Annotated in this window: 24 protein-coding genes; all 24 read right to left on the bottom strand. The window is 56.4% G+C overall.

Translation table 11 applies throughout. From position 1 onward, the window contains the following. Positions 1-119 precede the first annotated feature (119 nt). The 24 genes from pnp to murJ all read right to left on the bottom strand — a co-directional run bounded on the left by pnp (position 120) and on the right by murJ (position 25,050). Positions 120-2,234 carry a polyribonucleotide nucleotidyltransferase gene (pnp, locus tag RA157_RS07310; protein WP_350335813.1) on the bottom strand — a complete coding sequence of 705 codons (2,115 nt, stop codon included), beginning with the start codon at positions 2,232-2,234 and terminating at the stop codon, positions 120-122. A gap of 236 nt (positions 2,235-2,470) precedes the next feature. After that, on the bottom strand, positions 2,471-2,740 hold the full coding sequence (rpsO, locus tag RA157_RS07315; RefSeq protein ID WP_350335814.1) for a 30S ribosomal protein S15: 270 nt from the start codon (positions 2,738-2,740) through the stop codon (positions 2,471-2,473). A 27-nt stretch (positions 2,741-2,767) separates the two neighbouring features. Beyond that, positions 2,768-3,712 (bottom strand): tRNA pseudouridine(55) synthase TruB, encoded by a 945-nt coding sequence (gene truB / locus RA157_RS07320; RefSeq protein WP_350335815.1) that lies wholly within the window; start codon positions 3,710-3,712, stop codon positions 2,768-2,770. Positions 3,713-3,714: 2 nt separating this feature from the next. Then, positions 3,715-4,119, bottom strand: coding sequence for a 30S ribosome-binding factor RbfA (gene rbfA / locus RA157_RS07325; protein WP_350335816.1), 405 nt, complete (start codon positions 4,117-4,119; stop codon positions 3,715-3,717). Between the two features lie 128 nt (positions 4,120-4,247). Beyond that, positions 4,248-6,956, bottom strand: a complete 2,709-nt coding sequence (gene infB, locus RA157_RS07330) for a translation initiation factor IF-2 (RefSeq protein ID WP_350335817.1) — start codon at positions 6,954-6,956, stop codon at positions 4,248-4,250. Between the two features lie 44 nt (positions 6,957-7,000). Beyond that, positions 7,001-7,606 (bottom strand): RNA-binding protein, encoded by a 606-nt coding sequence (locus RA157_RS07335; protein WP_350335818.1) that lies wholly within the window; start codon positions 7,604-7,606, stop codon positions 7,001-7,003. Between the two features lie 39 nt (positions 7,607-7,645). Beyond that, complete coding sequence (nusA, locus tag RA157_RS07340) at positions 7,646-9,286, bottom strand: transcription termination factor NusA (RefSeq protein WP_350335819.1); 1,641 nt, start codon at positions 9,284-9,286, stop codon at positions 7,646-7,648. A gap of 24 nt (positions 9,287-9,310) precedes the next feature. Further along, the gene (gene rimP / locus RA157_RS07345) at positions 9,311-9,886 is read right to left on the bottom strand and encodes a ribosome maturation factor RimP (protein ID WP_350335820.1); all 576 of its coding nucleotides are present in this window, start codon (positions 9,884-9,886) and stop codon (positions 9,311-9,313) included. Positions 9,887-10,047: 161 nt separating this feature from the next. Continuing rightward, a complete protein-coding gene (gene trmB / locus RA157_RS07350) occupies positions 10,048-10,794 on the bottom strand; it encodes a tRNA (guanosine(46)-N7)-methyltransferase TrmB (RefSeq protein ID WP_434058477.1) in 747 nt (248 codons plus the stop codon). Continuing rightward, entirely contained in the window at positions 10,769-11,941 is a 1,173-nt protein-coding gene (metK, locus tag RA157_RS07355; protein ID WP_350335821.1) for a methionine adenosyltransferase, read from the bottom strand. Before metK ends, trmB begins: the two co-directional genes overlap by 26 nt. 169 nt (positions 11,942-12,110) lie before the next feature. Further along, positions 12,111-12,524: a helix-turn-helix domain-containing protein gene (locus RA157_RS07360; protein ID WP_350335822.1), complete on the bottom strand. Its 414-nt coding sequence runs from the start codon at positions 12,522-12,524 to the stop codon at positions 12,111-12,113. 159 nt (positions 12,525-12,683) lie between these two features. Beyond that, on the bottom strand, positions 12,684-14,276 hold the full coding sequence (lnt, locus tag RA157_RS07365; RefSeq protein WP_350335823.1) for an apolipoprotein N-acyltransferase: 1,593 nt from the start codon (positions 14,274-14,276) through the stop codon (positions 12,684-12,686). Positions 14,277-14,434: 158 nt separating this feature from the next. Then, positions 14,435-15,511: a hemolysin family protein gene (locus tag RA157_RS07370; RefSeq protein WP_350335824.1), complete on the bottom strand. Its 1,077-nt coding sequence runs from the start codon at positions 15,509-15,511 to the stop codon at positions 14,435-14,437. A gap of 2 nt (positions 15,512-15,513) precedes the next feature. Then, the gene (gene ybeY, locus RA157_RS07375) at positions 15,514-16,017 is read right to left on the bottom strand and encodes an rRNA maturation RNase YbeY (protein WP_350335825.1); all 504 of its coding nucleotides are present in this window, start codon (positions 16,015-16,017) and stop codon (positions 15,514-15,516) included. Between the two features lie 8 nt (positions 16,018-16,025). Then, positions 16,026-17,096: a PhoH family protein gene (locus RA157_RS07380; RefSeq protein ID WP_350335826.1), complete on the bottom strand. Its 1,071-nt coding sequence runs from the start codon at positions 17,094-17,096 to the stop codon at positions 16,026-16,028. Beyond that, positions 17,086-18,507, bottom strand: coding sequence for a tRNA (N6-isopentenyl adenosine(37)-C2)-methylthiotransferase MiaB (gene miaB / locus RA157_RS07385; protein WP_350335827.1), 1,422 nt, complete (start codon positions 18,505-18,507; stop codon positions 17,086-17,088). Before miaB ends, RA157_RS07380 begins: the two co-directional genes overlap by 11 nt. A 143-nt stretch (positions 18,508-18,650) precedes the next feature. After that, positions 18,651-19,451, bottom strand: a complete 801-nt coding sequence (gene olsA, locus RA157_RS07390; RefSeq protein WP_350335828.1) for a lyso-ornithine lipid O-acyltransferase — start codon at positions 19,449-19,451, stop codon at positions 18,651-18,653. Between the two features lie 9 nt (positions 19,452-19,460). After that, positions 19,461-19,886 carry a Fur family transcriptional regulator gene (locus RA157_RS07395; protein ID WP_350335829.1) on the bottom strand — a complete coding sequence of 142 codons (426 nt, stop codon included), beginning with the start codon at positions 19,884-19,886 and terminating at the stop codon, positions 19,461-19,463. A gap of 52 nt (positions 19,887-19,938) precedes the next feature. Then, positions 19,939-20,427: a GNAT family N-acetyltransferase gene (locus RA157_RS07400; RefSeq protein WP_350335830.1), complete on the bottom strand. Its 489-nt coding sequence runs from the start codon at positions 20,425-20,427 to the stop codon at positions 19,939-19,941. Then, positions 20,424-21,086 carry a tRNA (adenosine(37)-N6)-threonylcarbamoyltransferase complex dimerization subunit type 1 TsaB gene (gene tsaB / locus RA157_RS07405; RefSeq protein ID WP_350336167.1) on the bottom strand — a complete coding sequence of 221 codons (663 nt, stop codon included), beginning with the start codon at positions 21,084-21,086 and terminating at the stop codon, positions 20,424-20,426. The genes RA157_RS07400 and tsaB overlap by 4 nt, the downstream gene beginning before the upstream one ends. 25 nt (positions 21,087-21,111) lie before the next feature. After that, positions 21,112-21,666: a NifU family protein gene (locus RA157_RS07410; protein ID WP_350335831.1), complete on the bottom strand. Its 555-nt coding sequence runs from the start codon at positions 21,664-21,666 to the stop codon at positions 21,112-21,114. Between the two features lie 90 nt (positions 21,667-21,756). Beyond that, positions 21,757-22,251, bottom strand: a complete 495-nt coding sequence (locus RA157_RS07415) for a universal stress protein (RefSeq protein ID WP_350335832.1) — start codon at positions 22,249-22,251, stop codon at positions 21,757-21,759. 98 nt (positions 22,252-22,349) lie between these two features. Continuing rightward, entirely contained in the window at positions 22,350-23,387 is a 1,038-nt protein-coding gene (gene trpS / locus RA157_RS07420; RefSeq protein ID WP_350335833.1) for a tryptophan--tRNA ligase, read from the bottom strand. A gap of 91 nt (positions 23,388-23,478) precedes the next feature. Next, positions 23,479-25,050 carry a murein biosynthesis integral membrane protein MurJ gene (murJ, locus tag RA157_RS07425; RefSeq protein WP_350335834.1) on the bottom strand — a complete coding sequence of 524 codons (1,572 nt, stop codon included), beginning with the start codon at positions 25,048-25,050 and terminating at the stop codon, positions 23,479-23,481. Positions 25,051-25,057: the final 7 nt, after the last annotated feature.

A 25,057-nucleotide genomic window follows, 5' to 3' on the forward strand; every position in this document is an offset into this window, starting at 1 on the left:
TTTGGCTAGCGGGGAAATTGGATTGACGACTATCCCATAGTAAAAACGCGGCCCCGATTGGAGCCGCGTTCTCGTGTCTTGTCAGTCAAGGCAGAAGTCTGGGGGATGTCCTCGGATTTCTACTCGTCTTTCGGAATTTCCTGGCCGGTTTCCTGATCAACCACTTTCATGGACAGGCGAACCTTGCCGCGATCATCAAAGCCCATCAGCTTGACATAGACCTTGTCGCCTTCATTCACCACTTCCTTGACCGTCTGCGGGCGGCCCTGGGTCAGCTGGCTGATGTGGACGAGGCCGTCACGTGCGCCGAAGAAGTTCACGAATGCACCGAAGTCGACCACTTTCACGACCGTACCCTGGTAGATCTCGCCAACTTCCGGCTCAGCCGCAATGGACTTGATCCAGTTCAGCGCAGCCGTGATGGATTCACCGCTGTTGGAAGCGACTTTCACGGTGCCGTCGTCCTGAATGTCGACTTTTGCGCCGGTCTTTTCGACGATCTCACGGATCACTTTACCGCCGGAGCCGATCACTTCACGGATCTTGTCGACCGGGATCTGCAGCACTTCGATGCGCGGTGCATATTCACCCAGCTCCGGACGGGCTTCGTTCAGAGCTTCGGCCATGCGACCGAGGATGTGCAGACGACCGTCCTTGGCCTGGCCAAGAGCAACCTGCATGATCTCTTCGGTGATACCGTTGATCTTGATGTCCATCTGCAGGGAGGTGATACCTTCCTCGGTACCCGCTACCTTGAAGTCCATGTCGCCGAGGTGGTCTTCATCGCCGAGAATGTCAGAGAGGACAGCGAACTTGTCGCCTTCCTTGATCAGACCCATGGCGATACCGGCGACCGGACGACGAAGCGGAACACCTGCGTCCATCAGAGCCAGAGAGGAACCGCAAACGGTTGCCATAGAGGAGGAGCCGTTGGATTCGGTGATGTCAGACACCAGACGGATCGTGTACGGGAACTCGTGGTGCGGCGGCAGCATCGGGTGGATGGCGCGCCATGCCAGCTTGCCGTGACCGATTTCACGACGGCCCGGGCTGCCGATACGACCGGTTTCACCAACGGAGAATGGCGGGAAGTTGTAGTGCAGCATGAAGGCTTCCTTGCGGGTGCCTTCGAGCTGGTCAACAAACTGCTCGTCATCGCCGGTGCCGAGGGTGGCAACAACCAGAGCCTGGGTCTCACCGCGGGTAAACAGAGCGGAACCGTGTGTGCGCGGCAGAATACCAGCTTCAGAGACGATCTGACGAACGGTCTGAACGTCACGGCCATCAATACGGGCACCCTGCTCAATGATGCGGCCACGAACGATGTCGCTTTCCGCTTTCTTGAACAGCTCGGAAACGGCCTGCTTGTGAGACGCGTCGTCGTCTTCACCAACCAGAGCGTCGATAACCTTCGCCTTGGCGGCGTCGATGGCATCCTTGCGCTCGGTTTTGGTGGAGATGGAGTAAGCGGCTTCCAGATCAGCGCCTGCAATCTCTTTGACTTTCGCCAGCAGCTCGCTGGTGTCCGGCATGGAGAATTCGCGCGGTTCTTTCGCAGACCGCTCAGCCAGACGGATGATGGCATCAATCACAGGCTGGAAGCCGGCATGACCGTGCATCACTGCGCCGAGCATGATGTCTTCCGGCAGTTCCTGAGCTTCTGATTCAACCATCAGAACAGCATCATGGGTACCGGCAACAACCAGATCAAGCTTGCTGTCAGCCATCTGATCGAGGGTCGGATTGAGAACGTATTCGCCGTCAACATAGCCAACGCGCGCACCACCGATCGGGCCCATGAACGGAGCGCCGGACAGGGTGAGGGCAGCAGAAGCACCAACCATGGCAACGATATCCGGATCATTTTCCAGATCGTGGCTAAGGACTGAGATAATTACCTGTGTGTCGCACTTGTAACCGTCAACGAACAGCGGGCGGATCGGACGGTCGATCAGACGGCTGGTGAGGGTTTCTTTCTCGCTCGGGCGGCCTTCACGCTTGAAGAAGCCACCTGGAATGCGACCGGCAGCAAATGCCTTTTCCTGATAGTTCACGGTCAGCGGGAAAAAGTCCTGACCCGGCTTTGGTTCCTTTGCGGAAACAACAGTGGCAAGAACAGTGGTCTCGCCATAAGTGGCCATGACAGCGCCATCGGCCTGACGGGCAACCTTACCCGTCTCGAGGATGAGCGGACGTCCGCCCCATTCAATTTCTTCGCGTTGATAGTCAAACATGACTGTCCTTTCGATCTTCCGATCCGTGGCGAGCCATGAGCAAGACGACGAGACTGTCCCTTGTGAGACAATCCGGCAATCCTGCCATGGCTCCTGTATTTTCGGTCTGGTCGAAACCGGTGCCCCGCCCAGAATCATGAGACATGACTGATTCGCATGTCATTTTGAATGCACGAGAGATGTGCAGGAATGTGAACGGCGGCTCTTGTGGAACCGCCGTTCGAAACTTCTTTGTCTTAGCGACGAATGCCGAGACGCTTGATCAGAGACTGATAGCGCTCAACGTCGTGAGACTTGACATAGTCAAGCAGGCTACGACGCTGGCTGACCAGCTTCAGAAGACCGCGGCGGGAATGGTTGTCCTTGCCGTGAGATTTGAAGTGTTCGGTCAGGTTGGTGATCCGCTCGGTCAGGATAGCAACCTGAACTTCGGGAGAACCGGTATCGCCGTCTTTGGTAGCGAATTCAGCAATAAGCTCTTGCTTGCGAGCTGCAGAAATCGACATCGGATGTTCCTTTTTGTCGAGATAGGCCTACTGGCCTGTAAGGTTAAACACGCGCTTTGGTGAAAATTCACCACCAGACACATCACCAAGAGCAATCAGATTGCCCTGGAATGTGGCATAGGCGATGCCCGAAAAGACGGGTGCATCACGTCCACGCAGGAGAATGGCCTGGCCGCGTTTCAGCCGGGCCTGATCATTACCGTTGATGGCCAGGGCCGGGATGTCGTCCAGCGCGGTCTCAACAGGTAACAAAGCTTCAGAAAGGTCAGTATTGCCCCCCTCGTCGGCGGGCGCACTATTGCTCATTTCTCTCAGGTTTTCCAGAGAAATCATATCCTCTTCGTCAAATGGGCCGACAACGGTCCGGCGAAGGGCAATCACATGGCCTCTGGTCTTCAGATGACGGCCAAGATCGCGGGCAATGGCCCGGACATAGGTGCCTTTGCCGCATTCAGCTTCAAAGACGGCCGTATCCTCATCAACCATCTCCACCAGATCAAGGCGATGAATGGTGATCGGGCGGGCTTCAAGTTCCACTTCTTCGCCGTCACGGGCCAGGTCATAGGCGCGCTCGCCATTCACCTTGATGGCGGAAAAGCGCGGCGGAACCTGCATGATGGTGCCGGTAAAGTGAGGCAGTGCGGATCGGATGGCCTGCTCCGTCGGGCGGCCTGACGAGGTGTCAATAATCTCGCCTTCGGTGTCGTCCGTGTCTGTTTCCTCACCCCAGCGCACCGTGAACTGGTAGACCTTGCGGCCATCCATGACAAACGGCACGGTCTTTGTGGCTTCGCCAAGAGCAATCGGCAGAAGGCCTGTTGCCAGCGGGTCCAGTGTTCCCGCGTGACCGGCCTTGCCCGTATCAAAAATCCGCTTGATGATCGAAACCGCTTTGGTGGAGGTCATGTCATAGGGCTTATCGAGGATCAGCCAGCCGTGGACATTGTTCTTCTTGTTGCGCCTGCGTCCCATGATCAGTCCTCATCCTCATCGCGATGAAGGTCACGCACCACTTCGGGAGAATTAAGCAGGGCGTCGATACGGCTTGATTCCTCAAACCGGTCGTCATAGCGGAACCGCAGATCCGGCATGTATTTCAGTGTCAGCCTTGGTGCGATCTGCCCGCGCAGGAATTTCTTGTTCTGTGCCAGGGCTTTGACAATCTTATCTCCGTCCGCAGGAGTGCCGCCCAGTGGCAGAACGTAAGCTGTTGCGATCTTCAGGTCCGGTGACATCCGGACTTCGGGAATGGTCACCAGCATGGTTTCAAGAACCGGATCGTGAATGCGGCCCTGAGCGAGAATATCGGACAGTGCCTTGCGGACCAGTTCTCCAACGCGAAGCTGGCGCTGGGACTGGCCGTCTCCAAGCTGAGACATGATGTTACCTGTTCAATAGGCGGAGATCGGAATCGGACCGAAAACCGCTTGTGTCAAACGGAAAGAAGCGCCGGGGTGGGCCCGGGCGCTTCCATATTGAGATCGGACAGGGTCCGATGGGCGTCCGGTTACAGCGAACGCTGGATTTCTTCCACCCGGAAACACTCGATCATGTCGCCCTGGCGGATGTCCTGATAGTTTTCGAAGGCCATACCGCATTCCTGGCCGCCAACCACTTCCTTGACTTCGTCCTTGAAGCGCTTGAGCGTCGACAGTTTGCCTTCGTGGATAACAACGTTGTCGCGCAGAAGACGGACACCGGAACCACGTTCCACTGTACCTTCGGTAACGCGGCAACCGGCAACCTTGCCGACCTTAGTGATGTTGAACACTTCCAGAATTTCCGCGTAACCGATAAAGGTCTCGCGACGTTCCGGGCTCAACAGGCCAGACATGGCGGCTTTGATGTCATCCGTCAGATCATAGATGATGTTGTAATAACGGACTTCAATACCGGACTGATCAGCGGAATCCCGAGCCTGTTTGTTGGCACGGACGTTGAACGCCAGGATTGGAGCACCAGACGCCTCAGCGAGGGTCACGTCAGATTCTGTGACAGCGCCAACGCCGGAATGGATAACCTGAGCCTGAACTTCATCATTGCCGAGCTTCTCAAGCGCGCCGACGATGGCTTCAACAGAACCCTGCACATCGCCTTTAATCAGGATCGGGAACTTCTGTGTTCCGGTTTCCTTGAGCTGGTTGAGCATCTGCTCGAGCGAGCCGCGATGAGCGCGGGCCTGAGACAGCTCACGGCCTTTCCGCTGACGATATTCGGTAATTTCGCGCGCGCGGGCTTCGTTTTCGACCACAGCAACCCGGTCACCGGCTTCAGGAGCGGCATTGAAGCCGAGAATCTCGACCGGTTTGGATGGCTCGGCTACCTTGACCTGGTTGTTCTGGTCATCAAGCAGGGCACGAACACGGCCCCACTGCTCACCGGCCACAACAATATCACCCACATTCAGCGTGCCGCGCTGAACAAGAACGGTAGCAACCGGACCACGACCCTTGTCGAGTTTGGCTTCAACAACCGTACCTTCGGCAGAGCGGCCCGGGTTGGCTTTAAGTTCAAGCAGTTCTGACTGCAGAAGAATTGCATCCAGCAGCTTGTCGAGATTTGTGCCCTGAAGCGCAGATACTTCCACTTCCAGAACGTCGCCACCCATGGATTCCACAAAGACTTCATGCTGCAGAAGCTCGGTTTTCACCCGGCTCGGATCCGCAGCAGGCTTGTCGATCTTGTTGACAGCAACGATGATCGGCACTTCAGCGGCCTTGGCATGGTTGATAGCCTCGATCGTCTGCGGCATCACGCCATCATCAGCGGCAACCACGAGAATGACGATATCGGTCGACTGGGCACCACGGGCGCGCATCGCGGTAAAGGCCGCGTGGCCCGGGGTATCGATGAAGGTGATCTTCTGATCGTTCTTCTCGACCTGATAGGCACCAATATGCTGGGTAATGCCACCAGCTTCACCGCGGACCACATTGGTGTTGCGAACCGCATCAAGCAGCGAGGTCTTACCGTGGTCAACGTGACCCATGATGGTGACGACCGGAGGCCGCGCCTCAAGGGTATCATCGTTGTCATCAGCTGCGAACAGACCCTCTTCAACATCAGCATCAGAGACGCGCTTGACTGTGTGGCCCAGCTCGGATGCGATCAGCTCAGCTGTATCTGCATCCAGAATGTCGGTGACCTTTGCCATCTGGCCCTGCTTCATCAGCAGGCGGACAATATCAACAGCACGCTCGGACATACGGTTGCCGAGTTCCTGAACCGTAATGGTTTCAGGCAGAACAACTTCGCGGGAAATTTTCTCACGTGGTGTATTCTGCTGCTGGGCGCGTTTTTCCTTTTCGCGACGGCGGCGCATGGCTGCCAGACTGCGACTGCGCTCATTGTCGAGATCAAGAGCGTTTGTCACCGTCAGTTTGGCACGCTGTTTGCCGTCACCACCGGTACGGGACGGTTTGGCTGGCTTGGCCGGTTCCGCCGCCTTTGGTGACCGCTTGACAGCTTTGATCTGGTTTGGCTTTTCGCTTTCCGGCGGAATTGGCTCCATCGGAGTGATCGGGCGTGGGCCACCTGGACGTCCACCGCCGGCACCTGTGCGGGGTTTCTGGTCAGGCCGTCCACCACCGGGACGAGGTCCGCGATCAGAGCGCGGTCCACCAGGGCGGTCCCCACCGCGACTCTGTCCATCACGGGCCTGTCCGTCGCGAGCTGGGCGATTGCCTGGAGCGCGATCGCCGCCGCGTGCATCACGTGCAGGCTTTTCAGCTGCCGGTGCAGACGCTTCTGTTTTTGCCGGTGCCTTTGCTGCCTGAGCTTCTTCCTCAGTCTTGCGACGGGCTTCCTCTTCGGCCTTCTGACGGGCTTCAGCTTCAGCCTGAACCCGGGCCTCTTCCTCAGCCTTGCGGCGTGCTTCTTCCTCGACCTTGCGACGGGCTTCTTCCTCAACACGCTTCTGCTGATCGATGACTTCCCGCTGGCGGGCTTCCTGCAACGCTATGGCGCGTGCATCCCGTTCGCCTGCTGTCAGGGTCCGGTTGTTGGGATCACCCTTGCCGCCACGACCACGGCCGCCTTCGCCCCGATCATTGGGGGTAACGACGCGGCGCTTTTTCTTCTCGACCACGACCGCCTTGGTTCTGCCGTGAGAGAAATTCTGGCGAACCGTGCCCTGTTCCACATTGCGCTTGAGCGTAAGTGTCTTGCGACGCCCTGCGTCCTGAGATTTATCGCCAGTTTTGTTCGTATCGTCCATGCGTCCAACGTCCTGCGGTGTCGCGTCGAAATCGGCCCGTTATGTCATGACTCTAATCCACGATAAAGAGCTAGCTGACGAGCTTTTTCCAAGAAACTGCTACATGCTCTCTTCGAAAGCAGCGCAGCGTGTATCACATTCATTCGACCCAGTGCCTGATTCAACTGTTCCGATGTGAACAATCGAATAACCTTGAGCCGGCTTTCACAGTCCGTTGCCCGAGCAACGACCTGCTTCATTTTTCTGATGCCATCCGGGGCACCATCTGAGGCCTGAACGAGCGCAATCGCTTTTCCGGAGCTGATTGCCGACTCGACTTTGGCAAATCCTGTAACGACCTGTCCGGCTTTCGTAGCCAGTCCCAATCCGCCGAGAGTTGCCTTCTGAAGCAATTCGTCGATCCGATCAGGCAGATCATTATCAACCTTGGCGTCCGTCCGAAACCCCCGGGCGAACAACTTTTTTGTCACAGCGGTCTGCACACAATCGCGCGAACCGGTTATCCAGACCCCGCGACCCGGAAGAGATCGCTTTAAATCTGGTGTTACTTGTCCGTCCGGAGACAGAACAAATCGGATCATCTGGTCAACGGGTTTGGTATCCCGTGTCACAAGGCATGTCCGGTCAACAGGCTTTGACGCACGCGCCATGATCCGACTTCCCGTTCAACCGGTTATCCCGCCAGAGGCTTATGCCAGGCTGGCGGTCTCCTCAACCTCAACAGCATCTGCCGGCTCGGCGTCATCGCCCAGATCGTCTTCACCCTCGTCTTCTTCTTCAACAGGGGCTTCAATCCATCCGGCCAGAATACGAGCGGTCATGATCATGTCTTCCGCGTCTGCACGTGACACGTCATGGCTGCTCAATGTGCCTTCAAAGCGCTTGACTTCACCGTCTTTCTTCTCGGTCCAGCCGACAAGATCATCGGTTGCACAGCCTGCGAGGTCTTCAACGGTCTTGATGTCATCTTCACCAAGGGCGACCATCATCGGTGTGGTGATGCATGGGACATCCCGCAGCTGGTCCTCAACACCAAGAGCGATACGCTTGTCATTCTGCTCCTGCTCGAAACGCTCCAGATGATCCCGTGCGCGGTTCTGAAGTTCTTCAGCAGTTTCAAAGTCGAAGCCTTCAATAGCAGCAATTTCATCCTGCTCGACATAGGCAACTTCCTCAATCGAAGAGAAGCCTTCAGAGGCAAGAAGCTGACCGAGAACCTCGTCCAAATCCAGGGCATCTGTAAACAGTGCAGAGCGCTCCATGAATTCCTTCTGGCGACGCTCGGATTCTTCATTCTCGGTGAGAATGTCGATATCCCAGCCCGTCAACTGTGAGGCGAGACGTACATTCTGCCCGCGACGGCCAATAGCCAGAGAAAGCTGATCATCCGGAACGACCACATCAATACGCTCTGAATCCTCATCCAGCACCACTTTGGCCACTTCGGCAGGCTGTAGGGCGTTGACGATGAAGCTTGCAGAATCTTCGGACCACGGGATGATGTCGATCTTTTCACCCTGAAGCTCGTTGACCACAGCCTGAACACGGCTGCCGCGCATACCCACACAGGCACCGACCGGATCAATGGATGAATCCGTTGAAATCACGGCGATCTTGGCGCGCGAACCCGGATCACGGGCAACAGAGCGGATGGTGATGATGCCGTCATAGATTTCCGGCACTTCCATGCCAAACAACTTGGCCATGAACTGCGGATGAGTCCTGGACAGAAAGATCTGCGGGCCACGCTGTTCCCGGCGCACATCATAGATATAGGCGCGGATACGGTCGCCATAGCGATAGGTTTCGCGCGGGATCATCTCATCGCGGCGCACAATGGCTTCCGCCCGTCCGAGATCGACGATCACATTACCATATTCTACGCGTTTGACCTGACCGTTGACCACTTCGCCGACACGGTTCTCAAATTCTTCAAACTGGCGATCACGTTCGGCTTCACGAACTTTCTGGACAATAACCTGCTTGGCGGACTGTGCAGAGATACGGCCAAAATCCAGCGGTGGCAGCGGATCAGTCAGAACATCGCCCAACTCGGCAGACGGATTGCTCTTGCGGGCTTCGTCCAGAGAAATCTGGGTAATCGGATCCTCAACCTCTTCCACAATGGTGGTTGCGCGATAAAGCCGGACTTCGCCGGTCTTGCCGTTGATTTCGGCGCGCACATCGGTTTCAGAGCCATAGCGCGACCGCGCGGCTTTCTGGATGGCGTCTTCCATAGCCGAGATGACGATTTGCCGGTCAATTGATTTCTCTCGCGCGACCGCATCAGCGATCTGCAGGAGTTCAAGACGGTTCGCACTAATGGCCATTATGTCGTCTCCATTCGTCGGGTTCTAGGCGTCGCGGCTTTCTTCTGCCGTTCCGGCCTTGAGCGCTGCATCAATCAATGCATCGGTCAGAACCAGCTTAGCTTCCCCAATTTCATCCAGCCGGATGGTTGCGTCTGCATCACCATCAGCTCCGGCATCATCCATACGGATGGTCAGATTTCCATCCTCAACAGCGAGGATTGTCCCGCGAAAGCGGCGTCGCCCGTTGATCAGAAGGGCGGTTTCCAGTTTCGTGACATGCCCTGTCCAGCGCAGAAAATCGCTCTCGCGAACAAGCGGCCGGTCAATCCCCGGAGAGGAGACCTCCAGGTGATAGGCCCGGTCAATCGGGTCTTCCACGTCAAGAACAGGCGAGACGGCCTTGCTGACAGCCTCGCAATCATCAACAGACATTTTGCCATCCGGGCGCTCTGCCATGATCTGCAGCGTGCAGCCGTTCAGACCACTGATGCGCGCCCGCACAAGGCGATAGCCCAGGTCCAGAATGGCGGGCTCGACAATCGCGGCAATGCGCGCGTCCAGTCCCTTTTCCTCGATCAGGCGAGGTTCATTTAGATCGGCGTTGACTAAATCTATCATACGATAAGCGTTTAACAGGCCCCAGATAACAAAAAAGAGCGGGTCCCGGAGGTCCCACTCTCAACGATTCTCTATCGTTCAGAGATATATTGATGCCTCTATACGCCTACAAAGGCGGTTTGGCAAGAGAGCAAACGTCCGCCGCGCTTTTATTTCAGCAATCAGTCTGCCTGCTTGCTGAAGGTGAGATAGGCTGGCGTGCGGCCTTCCCGTATGGCTTTGGCTTCGTACCGTGTCCTGATCCAGTCAGCCCATGGAGCGTGCCAGTCGGAGGCCTGGTCGGCCGTCCAGCGAAATCTGCCGGATGCGTGGCAGTGGCGCAGGGTCCAGTCCACATAGGTATCGATATCTGAGGCAAAGCGAAATTCCCCATCCGGCCTGAGCGTACGGGCAAACTGGTCAAGTGTGCTCTGGGACACAAATCGGCGTTTCCAGTGTCTCTTCTTCGGCCAGGGGTCCGGATAGAGCAGATAGACGCGGCTGAGGCAGCTGTCCGGCAACCAGTTCAGCACATGCAGGGCATCATCGTGATAGAGGCGGATATTGTCCTGCCCGCCCTGTGCAATACCCGCAAGCGCCTTGGCCATGCCATTGACGAACGGCTCGACACCGATAAAGCCAATATCAGGGTGAAGGCTGGCCTGATGCAGAAGATGCTCGCCACCACCAAAGCCGATTTCAAGCCAGATTTCCCGAACAGGTCTGGGGAAAAGGGATTGCATGGCCGAAGGCGCAGGCCGGCTCACATCAAGCGACAGATCGGACAGAAGACCATCCATCAGGTCTTCCTGTCCGGGTCTCAGCTTGTGGCCCTTGCGTCGTCCATAAAAGGCGGATTCTGCAGGATCGCGCATCATGTCATACAGACCGTCAGATTGAGTATCAGCCGATCGCAGACCGAATGGCATCAATCAGGTCGGTACGCTCCCAGGAGAAGCCGCCATCAGCTTCAGGTGCGCGACCGAAATGGCCATAGGATGCTGTGCGCTGATAAATCGGCCGGTTCAGACTGAGGTGCTGGCGAATGCCGCGTGGCGTCAGGTCCATCACGTTCATCAGCGCCGCTTCAATCTTTGCCTCATCGACGGTTCCGGTACCCTGGGTATCCACATAAAGAGACAGAGGCTCGGCTACACCGATCGCATAAGAAAGCTGAATAACACAGCGTTCTGCCAGACCTGCAGCAACCACGTTTTTGGCCAGATAGCGCGAGGCATAGGCTGCGGAGCGATCAACCTTGGTTGGGTCTTTACCGGAGAATGCGCCACCACCGTGAGGTGCGGCACCGCCATAGGTGTCAACGATGATCTTGCGACCGGTCAGGCCTGCATCACCGTCCGGACCACCAATAACGAACTTGCCGGTCGGGTTAACGTGCCAGACTGTCTGGTCTGTGACCCAGCTTTCCGGCAGAACCGAGCGGATGTAAGGCTCGACCATGTCGCGGATGTCAGCAGACGTCAGAGCCTCGTCAAGATGCTGCGTGGAAAGGACCAGCGATGTGACTTCTACAGGCTTGCCGTTCTCGTAGCGAACTGAGAGCTGGCTCTTGGCATCAGGGCCAAGGGCGGCTTGCTCGCCCGAGTGGCGCACGTCAGACAGACGCTTCAGAATCTGATGAGCATAATAGATCGGAGCAGGCATCAGCTCGGGTGTCTCGTTCACCGCATAGCCGAACATGATGCCCTGGTCGCCAGCGCCTTCGTCCTTGTCCGCACCTTCATCAACGCCTTGCGCGATGTCAGCAGACTGCTCATGTACGTGAACGGAGATATCAGCTGTCTGCCAGTGAAAACCGTCCTGCTCATAACCGATCTGCTTGATTACATCCCGTGCAATCTGCTCCATCCGATCAGCATTCATGCTGTCCGGGCCACGGACTTCACCGGCGAGAACCACGCGATTGGTTGTTGTCAGAGTTTCAACAGCAACACGAGAATACGGGTCTGCTTCCAGATAGGCATCAAGGATGGCGTCTGAAATCTGATCACAGATTTTGTCCGGATGACCTTCAGAAACGGATTCACTGGTGAACAGGTAATCTTGACGTGCCACGGCACTCTCCATCGCGATTGCTCTCAAGATGCCTGAATGCTGGCCGGGATCTTTGAGAACATCAATAAACAAGACGTATTTTATGACGACATAACGGAAGAGGAGCCGCAAGGCGGCTCCTCAACCAGATTTCAGGTCTTTTGGCAATCTTTCGATGCCGGGTCAAGCTTTAAGCGGAATCCGCGCTTGAAATTGCCTGGACCAGCTCAACCACTTTGCGGCGTGTCTTGGCATCCTTGATCTTGACGAACGCCTTGTTGAGCTGGAGGCCTTCCGAGCTGGACAGGAAGTCCACCACGTAGGAACCGGACTGGGAATCTGAGAACCCCTCAGCGGCTTCTGAAGGTGTGCCTGGCGCATCTTCAAAGAAGAAGGCCACCGGCACACCGAGCACGGTTGCAATGTGCTGGAGGCGGCTTGCACCTATACGGTTGGTGCCTTTTTCATATTTCTGAATCTGCTGGAATGTGATGCCGAGATGTTCGCCAAGTTTTTCCTGACTCATACCAAGCATCATGCGCCGAAGACGGACGCGGCTGCCAACATGGATATCAATTGGGTTCGGAGCTTTTTTACTGGCCATTGTGGCCCCTCTTTTTCTGTTTATGTTGATCTCATCAGCGGCTTCTTATCTGGCGCTTGTTAAATATGCTGATGAGATTTCCCGGTTAAAGGGTTTTGGCTGCTTTGACAACCATTAGCGCCTGACCCGACTATGGCTTGTAAAATCGAACCGAGTCAATCACAGACCTTGTCTTTCACGGTATATAAGATGGGAAAGTAACAACACAGCTGAAAAAACGTATATAAAAAAGAATATACTACCATAAGAGCTATATATGGTTGCCTGCTGTGCTTTGGGAACTTCAGAATCCAGAATAGATCGTTCACCCAGCGACAACAGATTGTCAACGCGTCCGAATGGGTCAATCACTGCGGAAATACCCGTATTGGCGGCCCGGACAATGCTAAGGCCGCTCTCGACGGCTCTCAGGCGGGTCTGGGCGAAATGCTGGTGTGGTCCGATGGTTTCGCCAAACCATGCATCATTGGTCACATTCAGGAGCCAGCCTGGCCTTTCTTCCCAACCTGATGCCAGCCCAGGAAAGATCGCCTCATAACAGATCAGGATACCAACCGGCGGGCCAATCCCGGGATCGACCGGCCTCAGGCGGCGACCTGCCTTGAACCGACCGGCTGACTGAACGATCGGTGAGAGCCCGATTGCCTCCAGAATGGGTCTTAACGGCAGATATTCGCCAAACGGCACAAGATGAACCTTGTCGTAAGAGTCGGCCAGTGCACCGTCATCATTGATCACATAGACAGAGTTGAAATAGTCCCGCTCGGCTCCATCATTGGATATCTGTGATCGGATAGCTCCTGTAAGAAGGCGGGTTTCAGAAGGCAGAAGATCCGCAATCGCTGTAAGCGTGCGGGCGTCCTCCGCCATAAGATAGGGCAGGGCAACCTCTGGCCAGATGAGATGAGTGATGCCAAGAAGGCCGGTTTTGTCTGCACCTTCAGCTGTGCTCAGGTCAAGGTAAGCCCGGAGAATTGCCTCGCGGTTCTCCGGCTTCCATTTCTCTGTTTGTGCGATAGCCGGCTGAACAATCCTGACACGAACAGATTCCGCAGGTTCCATTTCAGCCGTTGAAAGACGATAGGCACCAAAGCCTGCATGAAGCATGACCAGGCAGCATGTGATGCTCAGGAACACGCTATTTTTCCGGTTTCCCGTCAGGGCAGCAGGTGCAGCAAAAACCAGAATGGCAAAGAAGGTCAGCCCATAGATGCCGATGATTGAGGCGGACTGCATCAGCAGGGGAGTTGGAGCCAGCGCGTAGCCAAGCAGATTCCAGGGGAACCCCGTCAGGATGTGACCCCTCAGAAACTCGGCAAGAAACAGAAAGAGCGTCAGAGACAGGACACGGGGCCAGCCTTCCAGCCAGAAGAGACGTGCAAGGCCCGTGGCGAGCCCCCAGAAGATGGCCAGGGCGGCAGGAAGGCCAAAAATGGCGAACGGAACCAGAAGCGCGTCACGCGCCGGGTCGACGAAGAAAGCACTTCCCATCCAGTGGAGGCCAGCGGTGAAAAAGCCAAAACCGAACCACCAGCCCACTGCGAAGGGGGCACGCAACCTCTGGCGGATTGTCCCGCGCTCCGTTCCGGCTCCATCAAGCAGCCAGACAAGTCCCGGAAGGGTGATCCAGAGAACAGGTGGGAAATTGAACGGCGCAAAGGCAAGGATGGATGCGACGCCGAAAACAAAGGCAACAAACAGGCGGCGCCATCCCCAGAGAATAATCAAACGGTCGGCAAATGCATCAATCAAAGTCGAATATCCCGCCAACTGGCATGTAATCTGTCGGTCGGTGATGTTGTCCTGGCCATGACACTTCAAACAAGGCGCACCCTGGCTCTTCAACGGCGCGAATCACCCGATCACGACATTAACGGTTTTCGATTGAATGGAGAATCAGGGTTTTGATTCTAAGACTTCTGATCAGATGAACGCGCCTCTCCGCGCCAGAGCTTCGGGCGTGCCACACCCTGCTTGCCCTTGAAGATCCTGAGCTTCTTGATCCGCCGCGGATCAGCATCAACAACTTCGAATTCGAAGTTGGGAAGGGCGGTTATCAACTCCCCGCGAACCGGTATCCGACCGATCAGGACAAAGAGCAATCCACCCAGCGTATCCACATCCTCGCTGTGTTCGCCAGCATGGAAATCATCACCGAGGGTCTCAGCGAGATCATCAAGCGCGACCCGTGCATCAGCGATCCACTGGTCAGCACCGGCTTCAACAATCAGCTCGCTGTCGTCCACGTCATGTTCATCTTCGATATCGCCCACAACAGTCTCGACCACGTCTTCAAGGGAGACCAGTCCGTCTGTTCCGCCATACTCATCGATTACCAGGGCCATCTGGGTGCGGCTGGCCTGCATCTTGGCAAGAAGGTCCGTTGCCGGCATGGATGGAGGGACAAAGAGAACATCGCGGATCAGATTGCAGTCAGAGAGCGTACGGGTCAGATCAACATGCTCGTCATCAAGCTGCGGCAGGTTCGTTTTTGAATCACCGTTGGGCTGGGCCGTCTCGATAATATAAGCCATCACATCCTTGATGTGGACCATGCCACGCGGGTCATCCAGTGTGTCGTTATAGACCGGCATGCGGGAATGCCCCGCTTCCCGGAAAATCTCCAACAGAGCGCCAAGCGTGATATCGGCTTCAACAGCATTGATGTCGGCGCGGGGCACCATGACGTCATCCACGCGCACTTCCCTGAGGCGCAGGATGTTGCGCAGCATTTCCTTTTCTTCAGGTGAGAAGTCGGATGCTTCCCCGTGATCATCGGTCAGGGCCTGTTCAAGGTCATGTCTCAGACGGCCTGGATCCCTGAATCCCAGAAGATTCCGTAACCGGTCAATCCAGGGCTCTCCCTGTCGTGCAGGTTGCGTGTCTGCCTTGACCGGTTCAACGGTCTCGGATGACCCGGATTTGCTACTTCGCGAGTCGTCGTCTTCGTCAGTGATAGAGGGGGTCTGCTGCGTGTCAGGTGTCATGATCAGTTTACCGGAAACTCGTCGATCGGGTGATCTCCATAGGGATCATCAATATCGAGCGAGCCAAGAATAGAAATTTCCAATCGTTCCATCTCTTCAGCTTCATCGTCATTCAGATGATCATAGCCCAAAAGATGAAGAAAACCGTGAACAATAAGGTGAGTAACGTGATCCTGAAAGGAGCGATCGGATTGATCGGCCTCCCTTCGAACCGTCTCATAGGCGAGAATGATGTCACCGAGAAGGCCGGACGGATCATCAAGCGGATTATCGGATTGCGGGAAGGACAGCACATTGGTTGGCTTATCCTTCTGCCGGTAATCCCTGTTGAGGACGCGAATTGCGGCATCATCCGTGAAGACGGCAGAGAGCTCCTGGGGTACGGCAAAGGACGTCTTGAGTGTCGAACAGGCAGCCTCAATGGCGCGCTCCGCCATGGCTTCCAGATCATCAGGATCACCCCAGGCGTCGGCTTCCACCAGAACATCAATATCGAAATCAGTCATGACCGGCATCAATCCGCTTCAGTCACCCTGGAGGCTTTCGCCTCTGCTTTCTGACGCCCCGCTTCATCATAGGCACGTACAATACGGGCAACCAGTTCATGGCGTACCACATCCTGATCGCGGAAGCGGACCTGAGCAACACCTTCCACATCTTTCAGAAGCGCCAGAGCTTCCCGCAGACCGGATGTCTGGCCGGGTGGCAGATCGACCTGACTCGGATCGCCGGTGATGATCATCTTTGACCCCTCGCCAAGCCGGGTCAGGAACATCTTCATCTGCATACTGGTGGTGTTCTGCGCCTCGTCCAGAATGACAACCGCATCAGACAGCGTCCGCCCGCGCATGAAGGCAAGGGGAGCGATCTCGATCATGCCGGACTGCAGGCCACGATCCACCTTTTCCGGCGACATCATATCGTAGAGAGCGTCATAAAGAGGCCGGAGATAGGGGTCGACCTTCTCCTTCATGTCGCCGGGCAGGAAGCCAAGTCGTTCACCGGCTTCAACGGCAGGCCGCGACAGGATCAGCCGGGAAATCTCCCCCCGCTCAAGAAGGGCTGCTGCATACGCGACGGCCAGATAGGTCTTGCCCGTACCGGCGGGCCCGACACCGAAGATCATTTCCACCCGGTCCATCGCCCGGATATAGGCATCCTGAGTGGTCGACCGGGCAATCAGGGTTTTCCGGCGTGTTGAAATCTGCGCCATGGACTGGCGGTTCTTTGTCTCAAGTGTAGGCAGGGAAAGCTGGGCTGCACTTTGTGCTGCAACCCGGACCGCGCCATCCACATCACCGGGGACCAGATCCTCACCGGACAGAAGGCGCTGATAGAGGCTTTCCAGAACGTGCCGGGCCTGTTCACAGGCGTCACCATCGCCTTTGATGGTGACCTTGTTGCCGCGTGCAATAACGTCAACGCCGATCTTCTGCTCAATCATGGCGAGGTTCTGATCGAATTCCCCGAACAGCAGGCCAACAAGGCGGTTGTCATCGAAAGCCAGAACAATATGACCGAGATCAGAGGCATGAGCCCCATTCCCGGATCCGCCGGACGTGGCGTCAGATATGTCAGTGCTCAACGAGCGACCTCTCTGCTTGCGAATCCTGTTCACTGATCTCAGAGTGCGCCCAAACCGGCGTGTCCGTCAATGATGCAAACAGACTGTTATTGCCAACCTTGTCGATCCGTACCCGTGCGATCTGACCGATAAGGCTCTGAGGCGCTTCAACCTGCACGGCCTGCAGCCACGGAGAACGGCCCACCAGCTGGCCATCCATGCGCCCCGGGCGCTCAAGCAGAAGATCCATTTCCCGTCCCAGACAGGACTGGTTGAAAGCCGCCTGTTGTTCTTTGAGCAGGTCCTGCAGACGATAAAGTCGCTCGGATTTCACATCTTCCGGCACCTGCTCCTCGCTGTCGGCAGCGGGTGTGCCAGGCCGGGGGCTGTATTTGAAGGAATAGGCCTGGGCGTATGTCACCCGCCGGACAAGGTCGAGCGTATCCTCGAAGTCCTGATCAGTTTCACCCGGAAAACCGACAATGAAATCACCGGAAAGCGCAATATCGTCCCGTACCGAGCGAATGCGGTCCACAAGACGGAAATAGTCCTCCCGCGTATGACGGCGGTTCATGGCTTTCAGGATGGCGTCGGAGCCTGACTGAACCGGCAGATGCAGATAGGGCATCAGCTTGTCGAGAGAACCATGCGCATCGATCAACGCATCATCCATATCACCCGGATGGCTTGTGGTATAGCGCAGCCGCTCCAGGCCTTCTATATCAGCCAGGTGGTGAAGCAGCTCGCCAAGACCCCATTCCCGACCGTCCTGACCTTCTCCATGCCAGGCATTGACGTTCTGTCCGAGCAGGGTGATTTCACGGACACCTGCCTCAACCAGAGCCTGGGCTTCGGCCTGAATCTGGGCAACAGACCGGGACACTTCAGCCCCGCGCGTATAGGGCACCACGCAGAAGGCGCAGAACTTGTCGCAGCCTTCCTGCACAGTCAGGAAAGCGGTTGAGCCGCGGGCCTGTGTCAGTTTCTTGTCCGGCTTGGGAAGAGCCGCAAACTTGTCCTCGACCGGAAAGTCCGTATCCACAAGGCCGCGTGTGTCTTTGGCCTTGTCAATCAGATCGGGAAGCTTGTGATAGCTTTGCGGACCGAAGACGAGATCAACCACGGGCGAACGACGAACGATTTCCTCGCCCTCAGCCTGGGCCACACAACCGGCAACGCCGATCATCATGGAACCGCCCTGGGCTTCACGCGCTTCCTTCAGCTTGCGGATGCGCCCGAGCTCTGAATAGACTTTTTCCGCCGCTTTTTCCCGAATGTGACAGGTGTTGAGAATAACCAGATCGGCACCCTCGATCGTTTCCGTCACATCATAGCCGCTTGGCAGCAGAGCGTCGGTCATCCGGTCGGAATCATAGACGTTCATCTGGCAGCCATAGGTCTTTACAAAAACGGTCTTGCGTGCGTCGCTCATATCACTAACGGAACTGGTCTTTCAGGACATCACATAGTGTGTCCGCATGTCGATTTCATGATGGCAATGGCGCGACGGGTCTTTTTATCCGGCGCGAGGCGTCTCCTTAGCCTGTTTTCTGCCGTTTGGAAATGAATTTCCTGCTATTCGGCATCCGGTCGGCCAAGGGTCGCTCTCACCGTCATCTGCCGGACCGTGTCTTCCAGATGTTTTGCCATCACCTTGCGGTTGGCAAAATCATGGATGGAAACGGGATCGCCAAAGCTGACGGTCACATCCACCGCGCCACCTTTCAGGATATCCCAGAGATGGGGCCCGAGATCCATATCACCATACCAGGCGGTTGCCGGTCGGTCGCGGCGGGTCATGGGCAGACCATCAAGCCGTGTATAGGCAATCGAGACGGGCTGGATCAGCACATCAGAATGATCGGATGCGCCCGCAATAACCTTCTCGGTTGCGCCAATCAGGGCGCTTTTGAAGGGGAGCGTATAATTGCCATCGGATGATGTACCTTCAGGAAAGAGGACAATAGGGTCTCCATCCGACAGGCGATCCGCCATCTGGCTTGCGGCCTTGCCAGTGGCAGAGCGTCGTGTTCGTTCAACAAAAATGGATCGTTGCAGCCGGGCAAACGTCCCGATAATGGGCCAGCCGGCCACATCGGACTTGGCAACAAAGGAAAGCGGCATCACCGCACTGAGAACCGGTATATCCAGCCAGGACAGATGGTTCGAGGTGATAAGGAGTGGCCGTTTGCCGGTTGGGGCGCCTTCGATATGGATGCGAACACCGATTGCAGCGCAGACATAGCGATGAAAGAGATTGGGAATCAGACGGGCCGGTGGCAGCTTGAATCGAACGCAGATCCATTGCAGTGGCAGGCCCGGGATCAGAAACAGCGCCAGAGCAACCAGAGAAAAGACCGCGCGCGCCTTTGCCATCAACCGGACCTACGCCTTGTCATCATCAAGGGGAACGCCATACAGCTCCAGCCGGTGGTCGACGAGTTTGAAACCCAGCTCACGGGCCACGATCTCCTGAAGCCGCTCGATATCTTCGGAGCGAAATTCGATAACGGAACCACTCCTCAGATCAATCAGGTGATCATGATGCTCATCAGGAATGGTCTCATAGCGTGAGCGGCCATCGCGGAAGTCATGTCGGGCGATGATCCCGGCATCCTCGAACAGCTTTACGGTCCGGTAGACAGTTGAAATCGAGATCTTGTCATCAACAGCCACAGCCCGGCGATACAGTTCTTCCACATCCGGATGGTCTGAGGCATCCTGCAGAATACGGGCAATCACCCGGCGCTGATCGGTCATGCGCATGCCGTTTGCTGCGCACAGTTCCTCCAGGGTTTTTTCCGGTTCCATATGACTTCTCGAATCGTCGTGCCAGGGATTATTCGGTTTCTGTGCCTAGCGATTAGCTAAGATCTGTGCGCATGACAAGGGCAGTTGCCTTGTGGCCGTCCTTGTCCTGGTAATATCCGCTCCGCTTGCCGACCACTTCAAAGCCGTTTTTCTCATAGAGGTGACAGGCTGACAGGTTGCCTTCATCCACCTCGAGAAACACGGTTGAGATACCTTCTGCGACAAGCCTGCGACCTGCTTCGTGCAGAAGTGACTGGGCAATATGACGGCGGCGATAGGTTGGATTCACGGCAAGGGTGAGGATTTCCGCTTCATCTGCAGCCTGACGGGTGACAAGAAAGGCAGCCAGTCGCAGGGTGCCAGTCCAGGTGCGCTGGAAAGCGGACAGGGTCAGAACCGACGTGTCAGCCAGAAGATCGGCAAGCTCTGCCTTGCTCCACCCGCGGGCAAAGCAGCTCTCATGCAGGGAAGCCATGGCGCGCAGGTCGTCCTGACTGGCGTTGCGGATAAGGGCAGACTGATTTTGTCCGAACAGGCTCATGCGCGGGCAATCCGGGCCCTGGTCTGTGGCTTGGCATCGGGCGGACGAAGATAGAGGGGTGTGGGACTCTGGGCCGTATCCGCTTCAAGTCCCAGCCGCAGGACGGCCTGAATATCCGGATACTCACTGTGGCTCAGCACATTGTCCTGCCGGATTGCATCAAGATCCAGAAGCAGCTGGGCGGCTGAGCCGATGAGGGCATATCCGTCCAGACCGGCTGCAAGATCCTGAAGCAGCACGGCTGCCGGTTCTGCATAAGGGTCTGAGGGGAGAGAGCTGCGGACATAGACTTGGCCGCGTCGGGCATCAAGAGCGGCAAGGATCGGCCTGTCGCTTGCAAGGCTCCTGCCTTCTTCAAGTAGGGCATCAAGCGTGGAGATACCAACGACAGGGCAGCCAACAGCAAGGCCATAGCCCCGCGCCGCCGCTATACCGACACGCAATCCGGTGAAGCTGCCGGGCCCGACGGTGACAGCAATCCGGTCGATTGTCCCGAATGTTGCGCCAGCCTCGGCCAGAACCTTGTCAACAAGACCGGGAAGATGCTCAGCATGGCCCTTGCCGATGACGTCACTGTGGCTGCAGAGCGTCTCACTTTCCGTATCGGCAAAGGCGACGGAGCAGGCGGCCAGAGCCGTATCAATCGCCAGTATCCGCATCAATCCGGTCTTCTGTCTGGTCTGATCAGGCGGCCCGAACTTCCTGTACATCCGGCAGGAAGTGCCGGAGCAGGTTTTCAATGCCGTGCTTCAGGGTCAGTGTGGAGGATGGGCATCCGGCGCAGGCACCGCGCATGTGCAGATAGACGATGCCATCCTTGAAACCGTGGAAAACAATGTCTCCGCCATCAGCCGCCACGGCCGGGCGCACGCGGGTCTCCAGCAGTTCCTTGATGGTGTTGACGGTTTCAAGATCCGCCTCATCAAAAAACTCTTCACCTGGAGCGCCGGACTGCTCGGATTCAACGGCCGGGCTGCCGGACATGAAATGTTCCATGATCGCGCCCAGAATGGCCGGCTTGATATGCTGCCAGTCTGCGTCACCCTTGGTGATGGTGATGAAATCATAACCAAAGAACACGCCAGCAATCCCGTCAACGGCAAACAGGCGCTGCGCCAGAGGAGACTTGTCTGTTTCATCCAGAGAACGGAAATCAGCAGTGCCTTCTTCAAGAACCACACGGCCTGGAAGAAACTTCATCGTAGCCGGGTTGGGTGTCGCCTCGGTCTGAATAAACATGGGAGTGCCTTTCGCGATAAGCAGGCTATTGTTTTGAGCAGTTCTAAACTGCGAAACACATGTAAGGCTTTGTCTGATCTGTTGCAAGCATCAGGCAATCGCCAGAATTTCCTCATCCGTCAGATCACCGGGGACAATTGTCACCGGGATAGCCAGACTGCCGGTCCCGCCACTGGCAATGGCTGAGACAAGCGGGCCCGGTCCGTCCGAACTTTCAGCGGCACCGAGCACGAGAATGGCAATATCTTCATCTTCACTGATGAGGTTGACGATTTCCTCGGTCACCTGACCCTCACGGACAATCAGCTCCGGATCAACAAGCGCCTTGGCGCGGGCTGCCTCGGCAAAGTCGGTCAGCTTCATGCGCGCTTCCTCAATAGCTTCCGCCCGCATGATATTCTCGACACCAAGCCAGTGCTGGAACCCGCCGGGTTCGACCACATAAAGCAGCACAAGGCCGCCGCCTGTATGTTCTGCCCGGATCGCGGCATAGGACAATGCCGTGCCGCACTCGGGTGTCTCATCAATCACAACGAGGAATTTCCGGTTATGACCTTCCTCGTGGCTTTTTCTTAATCGGCCCATATAGACGCTGCCAACCTGTTGAACTCAGTGCAAACCTGACAGACTCTTGCTGCCAAATCAATCTGCCAAAGCGTCTCACATCTTCAGCAGTCCTGAGTCTAGCGTACCAGACCCATGATGTCCTTGACGGAAGCCAGGACAGGCTGGGCGATTGAATCTGCCCGCTCTGCACCATCTTTAAGAACCTGATCGATGTGGCCGGGGTCCGCTTCAAGACGGCGGATTTCAGCGGCAATCGGTGCAAGCTTCTCAACAGCCAGATCGCTGAGCTCTGGTTTGAAAGTCGAGAACTGCGAGCCGCCAAATTCGCCAAGGACCGCGTCCTGGGTCATCCCGGAGAGGGCCGCATAAATGCCGACCAGATTGGCCGCTTCAGCGCGCCCTTCAAGACCATCCATTTCGGATGGAAGCGGATCGGGGTCTGTGCGCGCCTTGCGGAATTTCTGCGCGATGGTGTCTGCATCATCCGTCAGGTTGATGCGGGACATGTCAGACGGATCGGATTTTGACATCTTCTTGCTGCCGTCGCGCAGCGACATGACACGAGTAGCCGGGCCGGTAATCATTGGCTCAGGCTGCGGGAAGAACGCATCTCCAAAGCCCAGCCTTGCGAGCTGATCGGCATAATCATTATTGAATTTCTGGGCAATATCCCGGGTCAGTTCCAGATGCTGCTTCTGATCTTCACCAACCGGCACATGCGTTGCCTGATAAAGCAGGATATCGGCTGCCATCAGGTTCGGATAGACGAACAGACCGGTGGATGCGTTCTCCCGGTTCTTTCCGGCTTTTTCCTTGAACTGGGTCATCCGGTTCAACCAGCCCATGCGGGCGATACAGTTGAAAATCCAGCCGAGTTCCGCATGCGCGCCAACACGGCTCTGATTGAAGATGATGCTCTTGACCGGATCAATGCCAGCAGCCAGGTAGGCCGCGGCCACACCGCGTGTTGCAGCACTCAGATCAGCGGGATCCTGCCAGGTGGTGATCGCATGCATATCAACGACGCAGTAGATTGATTCCTGCTGGTCCTGAAGAGCCACGAATTTGGTGATCGCGCCGAGATAGTTGCCCAGTGTCAGATTGCCGGTCGGCTGAACGCCGGAGAACACCCGTGGGGTAAATGCCTTGCTCATGCGGAAAGTCCGGTCTCGCTTTAGTTATTCTGCGTGTGCGGTTATGGACAAGGCCGATGCAAAGCGCAAGAGGGCGAGCGCTAAATGTCAATCAGTCCCGGGGTTCGCTGCGTCTCAGAAAGCGTCTGGCCTGCCTGAGATCCAGTGTGCCGGTGAGCTGGATCGCAACGAAATAGGTAACAGCACCAAAGGTGACCAGCGCCAGCATCAGGCTGATCCGTGCCAGAATGGCGGTCGAGGTGACAAGCCCTGACAGAGTGCTTTCTCCCCACCAGAGAAGGCCGCCCATAATAGCGGCGGACAGCAAGACGCCGCCGAGCTGACGCAAGGTGCCTGACGCAAAACTCCAGTGACCGCGTTTGATGAGACCGGCAAAAAGCAGTGCCGCATTGACCCAGCCCGAAACGCTGGTTGCGTAGGCAATCCCCACCGGACCAAAGACTGGAAACAGTGCAAGACTTCCCACGACATTGACAGCCACGGAAACAGCGGCGAAGCGCATGGGAGTTGCTGTATCTTCCCGGGCGAAATAGCCCGGAGAAAAAATCTTGATCAGGACAAAGGCCGGAAGCCCGAATGCGAAAGCCGTCAGAACCCGGGCTGTCAGGGCAGTATCTTCGCTGGTAAATGCGCCATGCTGGAAGACGGCTGCAATCAGTGGAGTAGGTATGATGGCCAGGGCGATAGCTGCGGGGACAGTCAGAACCATCCCGAACAGGATGGACTGGTTCTCGGTTTCAATGGCAGCCTCCTGTCTGTCAGCCTTCAGGTGGCGGGACAGCTCGGGCAGGAGGACGACACCGATGGCGATACCAATGACGCCTAGCGGCAGCTGATAGAGGCGGTCGGCATATTGCAGAACCGAAATGGCACCATCCTGCTGACTGGCAATAATCTGTCCAATCAGAAGGTTGATCTGGGTTACTCCCCCGGCAATGGCAGCAGGAAAGGCCAGGATCAGCAGACGTTTGACCTTTGGCGTTGGCTTCGGGATACGGGGGGCGAACAGAAAGCCCTGTCGTTTCAGCGCCAGAACCAGCATGAGAAGCTGCAGTAGACCCCCGGCAAACACGCCCCATGCCATCAATTGCCCGGTCAGGGAGGAGTTCCCGGTATCAAACACAAGACAGATTAGAAGCACTGCAATCATCACCACGTTCAGCAGCACGGGGGCGAGGGCTGCCGCAAAGAACTTCCGAAACGTGTTGAGGACCCCGCTCAGCATGGCAACAAGCGACATGCACAGCAGATAGGGGAACATGATCCGTGTCAGCAGAATGGTGAGGTCGCGTTTGCCGTCCTCATTGTCGAAATAGGGGGCAACAATCGTATCGACCACAAAAGGCATGGCCAGTTCGGCAAGAATGGTCAGGCCCAGAAGAATGATCAGCAGAAAAGACAGGATATCCCGTGCGAAATCCCGTGCAGCCTCCCGCCCGTCTCCTTCGAGAGTTTTGGCAAACAGCGGCACAAAGGCTGTGTTGAAGGCACCTTCCGCAAACAGCCGACGGAACAGGTTGGGAAACCGGAAGGCCGCATAAAAGGCATCTGCCACGGGGCCTGATCCCAGAAGTGAGGCAATCAGCACTTCGCGGACAAATCCCAGAATACGACTGGAAAGGGTTGCGCCGCCCACTGTTGCAAAATGTCGGATCAGACTCATGAAGTGC

The organism is Coralliovum pocilloporae (assembly GCF_030845175.1).
In the GTDB taxonomy this organism is placed as follows: Bacteria; Pseudomonadota; Alphaproteobacteria; order Rhizobiales; family Cohaesibacteraceae; genus Coralliovum; species Coralliovum pocilloporae.